This window comes from Methanomethylovorans sp. (assembly GCF_050177135.1).
In the GTDB taxonomy this organism is placed as follows: Archaea; Halobacteriota; Methanosarcinia; order Methanosarcinales; family Methanosarcinaceae; genus Methanomethylovorans.
The window spans coordinates 1-8,634 of the sequence record NZ_JBFXHJ010000094.1; the positions used below are offsets into that span (position 1 = coordinate 1).

6 protein-coding genes are annotated in these 8,634 nt (G+C 42.4%); 1 reads left to right on the plus strand and 5 read right to left on the minus strand.

Annotated elements, in window-relative coordinates; all coding sequences use genetic code 11:
* Positions 1 to 1,342, minus strand: a 1,342-nt coding sequence (locus tag AB7U21_RS08225) for an S-layer protein domain-containing protein (RefSeq protein WP_428388228.1), incomplete at its 3' end; no start/stop codon positions are given.
* Between the two features lie 435 nt (positions 1,343 to 1,777).
* On the opposite strand from AB7U21_RS08225, the gene AB7U21_RS08230 reads away from it, so the two are divergent.
* Positions 1,778 to 2,557, plus strand: coding sequence for an ATPase domain-containing protein (locus AB7U21_RS08230; RefSeq protein ID WP_333786617.1), 780 nt, complete (start codon positions 1,778 to 1,780; stop codon positions 2,555 to 2,557).
* A gap of 239 nt (positions 2,558 to 2,796) precedes the next feature.
* Here AB7U21_RS08230 and AB7U21_RS08235 read toward each other — a convergent pair whose 3' ends face one another.
* From AB7U21_RS08235 to AB7U21_RS08250, 4 genes are read right to left on the minus strand one after another with little or no spacing between them, the layout of a single operon-like run.
* Entirely contained in the window at positions 2,797 to 5,127 is a 2,331-nt protein-coding gene (locus AB7U21_RS08235) for an oligosaccharyl transferase, archaeosortase A system-associated (protein ID WP_428388231.1), read from the minus strand.
* A 49-nt stretch (positions 5,128 to 5,176) separates the two neighbouring features.
* Entirely contained in the window at positions 5,177 to 6,253 is a 1,077-nt protein-coding gene (locus tag AB7U21_RS08240) for a glycosyltransferase (protein WP_428388233.1), read from the minus strand.
* An 8-nt stretch (positions 6,254 to 6,261) separates the two neighbouring features.
* A complete protein-coding gene (locus tag AB7U21_RS08245) occupies positions 6,262 to 7,410 on the minus strand; it encodes a glycosyltransferase family 4 protein (RefSeq protein ID WP_428388235.1) in 1,149 nt (382 codons plus the stop codon).
* 4 nt (positions 7,411 to 7,414) lie between these two features.
* A complete protein-coding gene (locus AB7U21_RS08250) occupies positions 7,415 to 8,539 on the minus strand; it encodes a glycosyltransferase family 2 protein (protein WP_428388237.1) in 1,125 nt (374 codons plus the stop codon).
* Positions 8,540 to 8,634 lie beyond the last annotated feature (95 nt).

Below are 8,634 nucleotides of genomic sequence, written 5' to 3' on the forward strand. Positions count from 1 at the left end.
CAAGGTATTCGCCGTCCTTGCTCAGCTCGAGCCAGACCTTGTCACCCTCGACATCGATCTGTTTTGGTGTGAGCGTGTAGCCCTCGCCAAGGTCAAGAGTCTGACCGACTCTCAGAGTGTACTTGTCGTCGCTGTCAAGCAGGAGCTTGGAGAGTACATCTGGCTGATCGTTGACAGGTACATATTCCTCTGCGAGGAAGCCCATCTTCGGGTAAGTCCCAACCCAGTCATCGAACTCATAGTCCACATCCTGCATTGTTGTAGTGTATACAAGGTCTCCATCTGCAATTGTTCTGGTACTTGTGACAGTAACATCCAGTTCTTCAGATGCTATGTCTGTGTCCAGCTCGTAGTAGAAGCCTGCGAATGAACTGTAGTCCCAGTCTGCGCTGCCGGTTGCAACTGAACCACGTACCTGATAGGTTCCTGGCTCAGTAATCTCCTTGTAGAAGTAGAACCTTACATCGTCTGAGTCGGCGGTCTTGATCTTCATGTCGCCTGCAAGGACGATCTCCTTGTTCTTTGTAAGAGTAAGGTCATCCTGGTTCTGAAGTTCAATGTAATCGTCACCAACAGTTGTGACCTCAAGTTCGTCGAAAGTGTCATCGCTTGCGATCTCCATTGGTTCGTTGGAGATGAGCCACAGACCCTCGATAACTGCAAGGCTGTCAACCTGACCCTGGAATACTTCGTTGACGTGGGCTCTCATGATGACTACATCATCCTCGCCGCCTACATCATCCTCTTCGTAGTCCCAGGTGCTGTTCTCAACATCTGTGCCAGTTACTGTAATGACCTGGTCATCAAGGTATTCGCCGTCCTTGCTCAGCTCGAGCCAGACCTTGTCACCCTCGACATCGATCTGCTTTGGTGTGAGCGTGTAGCCCTCGCCAAGGTCAAGAGTCTGACCGACTCTCAGAGTGTACTTGTCGTCGCTGTCAAGCAGGAGCTTGGAAAGAATATCTGGCTGGCCGTTTACTGGCACATAGTCCTGTGCAAGGAAACCCATCTTGGGGAACTCGCCGTCCCAGTCTCCATATGCGTAGTCGATCTCTTGGATTGTGGATGTGTATGTAAGTCCGCCCTCATCGATGGTCCTTGGGTCGGAAACCATAGCGGTATTGATCACCAGAGATTCAGAACCAATATCATCATCGATATCATAATAGAATCCTGCGAACTCAGTATAGTCGAAATCCACTGTAATGTCACTTAATGCGTCGCCACTAAACACCGGGCTTCTGATCTCCACGGTGTTTACAGAAGTTGCTGCACTGGCCGCTGAGACGAATACTGCCATCAGCATAAGTGTAGCAATTGTTACTGCTGCGAATTTACTCATTATTTTCCTCCGTTAGTTTGTATATCTAAGAGTGAGGATCATTGGATTAGAACGCTTATGCGCCCTTAGACCTTCATCAGGGGAACACCATGTTCGCCCATTGACGAAGTTCTCATCATCACCCTCTTAATCCCGTCATATTGGATTACAAGAGCCTATTAGATTATTTCCCTTTTAAATCTTTTGTGGTCTCAAAGAGGTTATTTTTCACGTAGCAATGACAAGTATCGATGTATTTAACGGGAAATGTCGAACTCCATCATATGTACCCTCTAAAAGAACGACATGCAAGAAAGTGCATTTAATAGATCGTCGAATAGATCAAAATGTAATTATGCTATAGCTCATTATTATGATAATTACCTCAATACATTTATATCTTCTCAGATATATTATAAATACCAAGGATTAATACAAAACGAGGCGAAACACAAGATGTTTGATGGCGCTATATCTGAAGAGATCAAGATGGAAGAGGGGCCCAACAGAGTGAAAACCGGCATACCGGGTTTTGATGAACTTTGTGGCGGGGGGCTCATAAGGGACAGAACATATCTGGTTTCAGGGACATCTGGAGCCGGAAAGACAAATTTCTCCATCCAGTTCATCTATAATGGTATTACTAAATACGGTGAGAACGGAATTATAGTAGCAACAGAGGAGAGACCAGAGCAGATACGAGAGAACGTACTGAAGTTTGGATGGAACCTTGAGGAATTGGAAGAAGAGAACAAACTTGCTATTATAGATGCCTGTTCTACAAAGATCGGTATACCTTCTCAGGAGAAATATGTGGATATCCGACCTTTCGATATTCGTTCCCTGATGGACCAGATCATTACCACCCAGGAAGAGATCAATGCACAAAGAGCACTTGTAGACTCCACGACATCCATAAGTTTCTACCTGCAAGATCAAGCAAAGATCCGTGTAGAATTACTCAAGCTCAGTACCACCCTGGAAGTAATTGGGCTCACTTCCATGATGACCTGTGAAGTAATTGACGAATCAAGCCCCTCAAGGTTCGGAGTTGAGAACTTCGTTACCGATGGAACTATTGTGTTGTATTATAAGAGGCATGAGAATGTCCGCATGCGCAGTCTGGAAATATATAAGATGCGTGGATCGGACCACAGTAAAAAGATACACCCTTACGAGATCACACCTGATGGTTTTGTGATCCATCCACATGAAGAAGTTTATTCAATGTTCTGAAGTTAAATTTCAGGATAAGTCTCTTCGTTACCGCACTCAACACACTTGTAGATAACTAATTGTCTTCCGAAATTGTCCTGTCTTTTAATGGCAGGATACCTCCATCTATTCATCTTTCCTTCACACAATGGACATCTGTAAAGCATTATATCACCTGAAGTTCCGTCAGAAACTACATTAATATAATGCTTTTTATATATATATAGACATAACCCAGGTAAAAGATGAAAGTGTTAAACCTACACAAGGTCTAACAGCAAAACTTCGCCGGTCTGCACAGCACTCTCTGTAACATTGATCTTTTTTGAAGACCTGCTCTTGTCACCAATGATAGTGTACGGCAAAATAGCAGATGTTGAAGAGGTACCATCCTGAGTTGAGTAAGCTAGGACCAGGCTATAAGTACCATTCTCATCAGCGACTGCAGAATTGTAATAATCAAATTGCCTATCTCTGTTGCTGACAAGAGTGGTTGCACCATAAACCGTTTCGCCGGGTTGGGCCTTGCCCGTTATTGTCACCCCGGGAACATATTCAAACACTTTGACATATTTCACTTCTGGGTCTTGAGTAACTGTTGTGTTAGATTCATACAGCAAGCGATAGTGGCCGGAACCACTGCCATCATAGACATGGAGCTTGACAAGCATTGAATTTTTGAACTTATCATTCTCCACTTTAGTGGTCACCGCAGATGAGCCTTTAGTGAGGGTTTCCTCATCGAAGAAACTATCATAGTCCTCACCTGCAAGTTTAGCAATACTGAAGAATTTACCCTTGACCATTGAGATATCTGTCAGTATATATTTTACATTCCTCTCATCAAGTATATCTGAGGCTTCTGTTTCATTCTGGGACAGGAAAAAGGCGGCTGTTTCCTGTACAGCCGGTTGGAAATTATTGGTAACCACTGGCCTTTGGGATCTGTAAATGATCCAATTACCAAAGTCCCACCAGCTTAGCACCCCATATTCAGGAGTCTGCAAGGGGTCATTATAGTAAGAGGTCACAGGAGTGTGATCCTTGACCCAGTCCAGTGTTTCCTGCCAGTCAGAAGGCATAACAGATGGATTTGACACTGCAGCCACAGATATCAAAACACCGGGTAGTAACAACATTCCAAGTATCAACAGCAATGGCATCTTGCTGGGATCTGTCTGCACCTTTTTACGCTTTCCCCCATGCTCTTTGACTGCTTCTGGCATCAACCATGAGTGCAGTTGCCCCATAAAATAACCTGAGAGAACTGCTACATTGATAGATAACAGATACATAAAGCGTCTTTGAGATAGAGCCAGGACAAAGACAATGACCGACCATATAACAAAAAAGGCGATAGTAGGATTCTTTGATGGAAACCCCTTTCGCAAGATAAGCAGAAGAGATGCAAAGGCTGAAAGGAAGAACAGACCAAAGCCACCCCAAACAGAACTCAAAGTGAAATCTCCGTACTGATCCCAAAACAGAGGCAAAGCTTCATTGATAGTACTGAGGGTTTCATCAAATCCTAAAAGGTAACCAATGCCTGAAATGATGTTTGAGAAGAAGGTAGGCATCATTGACCTGGTGCCGATGACGACAACGGCAATTAGCACAAGGATGGCCAATAGATAATGCCACCATTGACCTCTATTACCTATAAAGTGAGCTACAACCCAGCACATCAATGTAAAACCGAGCATTGATAATATGTATAGCACATGGAACCAGGAAACAAAAGCTGCACTTAACTCATATCCTTCTCTTACCATGATCGCCACAAAAGGTATAACGAACACAAGAGCAGACAGATACATTATGCACGAACTGGCCAAAATGTACCCTGAGTTCCTTTTAACTTTAAGATCAAGAGCCAGTTGCACTGGCACATATAATGCAAAAAGACCTATGAATATAGGTGAGCCCGTCCAGGTGAGTACGGAAACAGCAAGTGTGATGCCTGCCCCTATAGCAAAGATCGCTGAAAGGGATCTAATACATGATATAAGATCGCTTTTTGTTAATGTCCTGCAGACATCATGATCTGCACCTTCTTTAAGAGAGAAAATAAACAATGTAAAAGCTGTAGTTGATAATAATATCTCAGCAACGTGATGATCTGTGGCCCCGAACATAGAGACCATAAGATGAATGGGCATTACTGCAAACACAACTAGACTGTAAAGACCAACCCTGCGGCCGAAAAGAGCTGAAGATGTAAAATACAAAGGTACCAAGGAAAGAGTTCCGATAACAACTGGAAAAAGTGCCGCGATCAGTTCAATTGTACTATCACTCGGGCTCCCCAACCCAACTACCAAAGCCATCAGAGATATTAGCAGATCGTACAGAGGGGGCCAACTGATATCAAATCCCAATGGATAGTTGATGTATGAATCAGACAGGATATGTCCCGGAAAATGTTGTGTAGTATAGAGAATATTTCGCATGTGATAATAGGAGTCATAACTTACAAAAGTTACCCTGCCATCCGACAAGAGAAAAGATAATGGAAACAAACGTGTAAGCGATGCAAAAAGCATCACTAACAATATTTTAGTCCTGACAGAGAGAGAATCGATCTTACTCATCCTTTCATCCCTTTGATTCACGTAGATTAATTATTGAAACATATATATTTCATGGGATTAGCATTGCCCGCATTTTCTGAAGCATTACAGATACATCAAATTCCTTAGCTCTATTGATACATGCTTCCCGATATCTTTGAGGATCTGAAGACACTTCTTTGATAGCCTTGATAATAGAGGATACTTCTGGCTCCACCAACAAACCTGTCACTCCATCTAACACAGTTTCAAGGTATCCCCCTTCTTTTACCGCAACCGTTGGTTTGCCTGATGCCATGGCTTCTACAGGCGTCATACCAAAATCTTCATCAAGTGCTGTTGTAATATGCCCTTTACACGTAGCATATAATTCAAGTAGTTTTTCCTCTGAAACACTACCCATCAATATCACATTTTCTGGAAGCCCGGTCATCAGGCTGGCTGCATATCCCGATGCATGATCCCCTGCCGCATAGCCTCCCACGATGATCAATTTTTGATCAGGCATTTCCCTGAAAGCGTCTATCTGCAGTTCTACCCTCTTTTCAGGATACAGCCTGTTCACAGAAAGCCAGAAATCCCCATATTCTTTATACTCGAACCTTGAAGTATCGACCGGTGGATAGATAATAACTGAATCCCTGCAAAAATACTTTTGTATCCTTTTTTGAGTATTCATGGAATTTGTCACGATCCTAGATACATGAGTAAGATAGTACTCCGAGATCTTTCTGTGTATACGTACCCAAATGACAAATGGCAGAGATACAAATACAGATTGGTTTTTACGGTAAACATTATAAAGATCATAAAAGGCTCTTGTTGGAGTATGACAATAGTAAACATTTGGTTTGTGCTTTTTCGCTGCAAAGAATGCCCAGTTTCCTGAAAAGATAAAGAAATCGTAGTTTTCGGAAAAATCACATGTTGCAAACTTAAAAGAAGCATCTATCTGTTTAAGAGGCGGTACTTTCAATGTTTTTCCAAGGCTTATGATGTTTACGCTCTCAAACCCCATTTTAATTACAGAATTCACATCCACATCTGTGGTAATTACATCTGCTCCTAGTCCTTTTGCAAGTGTCAGGACCAGTTTTTCCCCCCCACCGATCGCTCCGATGTAATCATGAAATATAGCGACTTTCATTCGATGCCTCACAAATATTTTTCCAATTTAGATAAAGCCTCATTCCAATCATAACCTTCAGATTTCTGAAAAGCAGCCTTCGACATATTTTTACGACATTGGGCATCCGCAATAATTTTTTCCACTGCCTGTGCAATCTCATTCTCTTCTAGAGCTACAACAAACCCATCAAGTCCATCTTCAACCAACCCTTGTGCTGCATTATACTTCTCCTTTACAGTTATTACAGGAATTCCACATGCAAATGCCTCTATTACGACCATCCCAAAACCCTCCCTCGAAGAAGGAAGTACGAAAACCTTTGAAGCTTTTATTTTTCCGATAAGAGAACTGTAATCCTGAAAACCTACAAATTCAACATTTGTGTAAATTCCTATTCTGTTTGAGAGATCCATAAGTTCTGTTTTCTCCGGGCCATCTCCCACAATGCAGCAAATAAGGCAGGGATAATCCATTTTTAGAAGAGACACGGCTCTAAGTAGAAAATCGACATTCTTATCCTTGATAAGCCTCCCGGCAAAAATTACATCATAAAGTTTTCCATCTATTCCCTCCGAAGGATTCCCACCTTCTGCCTCTATCTCGGATATCGCTTGGAGATCAATACCATTTGGGATAACAGATATCTTGTCCTCAGAAATCCCCAGCTCTTCGAGCCTTTGTTTAGTCCATTCCGAAACTGCAATATTATTTACAGATATTTTTGATACTGCCTTTTCGATCATTTTTCCAAAAAAACCTGCTTTGCCCATGTAGCAGTACCAGTAATCACCCCAGACTTCGTGCCAGGTGTATACTACATGGCCTTTATTTAAAAAAGAAACTAGCCTTACTGTAAAGCATGAAAAATAAGGAAATACACTTACATCAATAAGATCGAATTTCTCACGCCTTAGATGTGAGAACAGTTTTATGGAATAGATTAGTGCTGCACTAATAGACCTTCTTCCTTCCACATAGAGCTCCCTTGATTTGCAGACACCATGTAGGAACATGCCATCGTGTTCAATAACATCTGCCCCTTCCCACCATTTGATCCCAAAGAGGTGCACTTCATGCCCTTTTGCTATTAGACGAATGCCCAGTTCATATATTCTCTTTTCAGCCCCACCTTTCACCCATGGATAAACTGCATCATATACAAAGGCAATCCTCATAATGTCACCTATCGGTGTCCATTCCAAGCATAAGCACGCTCAGAAATATGGCCGTAAAGATCATTTGCAAACCTATGGAACCAAATACCATGGCAAATACTGCTGTTTGAATCTGAAAAAGAGAACCATAGCCTGAACTTACCCATGAGAAAACCACTTTCAGGCCAATGAATAAGCCTGCGAGCAAAAAAACCATGCCTACAAATAGTTCCTCTTCAAGTGAATGATAGTCCATGATCCTTTTTATGAAAGGACTTTCCTTCACATATAATCCATTTATGTACCCATAGGCACCCAGATAAAGGCCAGTTGCAAAAAGCTGACTGCCGATTACTGTCAGCATACTTGCCAATATGAATGAATGAAGCCTGGTCTCAGCCACATTGCCCATACGTGGCAAGGTGAACAACAAAGCTGCACCTACTAAAAAAACAAATGTACCAGGCACCAGCAGGAAAGAAACTGGGCGGTAGAGCATCATGAACCTAATATGCCTCCAGCCATCGTGTAAGGATCTGAGCTTAGAAGGAGAATCCCTTACATCATATGAGATTGGAACTTCCTTTATACGCAGGCCTTTGTCTGCAGCTTCGATGACCATCTCTGAAGCTAACTCCATGCCATGGCTCTTAAGGTTCATCTTTTCAAGGGCCTCTCGTGTAAAAGCCCGCATTCCACAATGAGCATCTGAAATACTGGTACCGAAAAGAACATTTAACAGCCATGTGAGGAAAGGATTACCTATATATTGGTGCAACCATGGCATTGCTCCTTTTTTTATGCTACCTTTTAATCTGCTGCCGATTACGAAATCTGCCTCTCCGTTCATAAGGATATCGAAGAACATGGGCAATTCATTGAGATCATAAGTGTTATCTGCATCTGCTATGGCTATATAGTCTCCAGTTGCCCTTGCAAGCCCCTTAAGATATGCATTCCCATAGCCTTTTACTGAAGGTATGACCACTGCGCCCATGGATCTGGCTATTTCTGCAGTTCGGTCCGTGGAATTGTCCACCACGATGATCTCACCTTCAAGACCCCTGGCCTCGAAAAAGGACATAGCTTTCAGTATGCATGTCCTTATAGTGGATTCCTCGTTCATGGAGGGCATTACAATGGAAACCATTGGCATGCATTCTCATATTACTTACCATTACATATATTTATCATATCATCGAGCTATAAAATAGGATTTTTATTCAGCTGTTTATTATTTAGAAC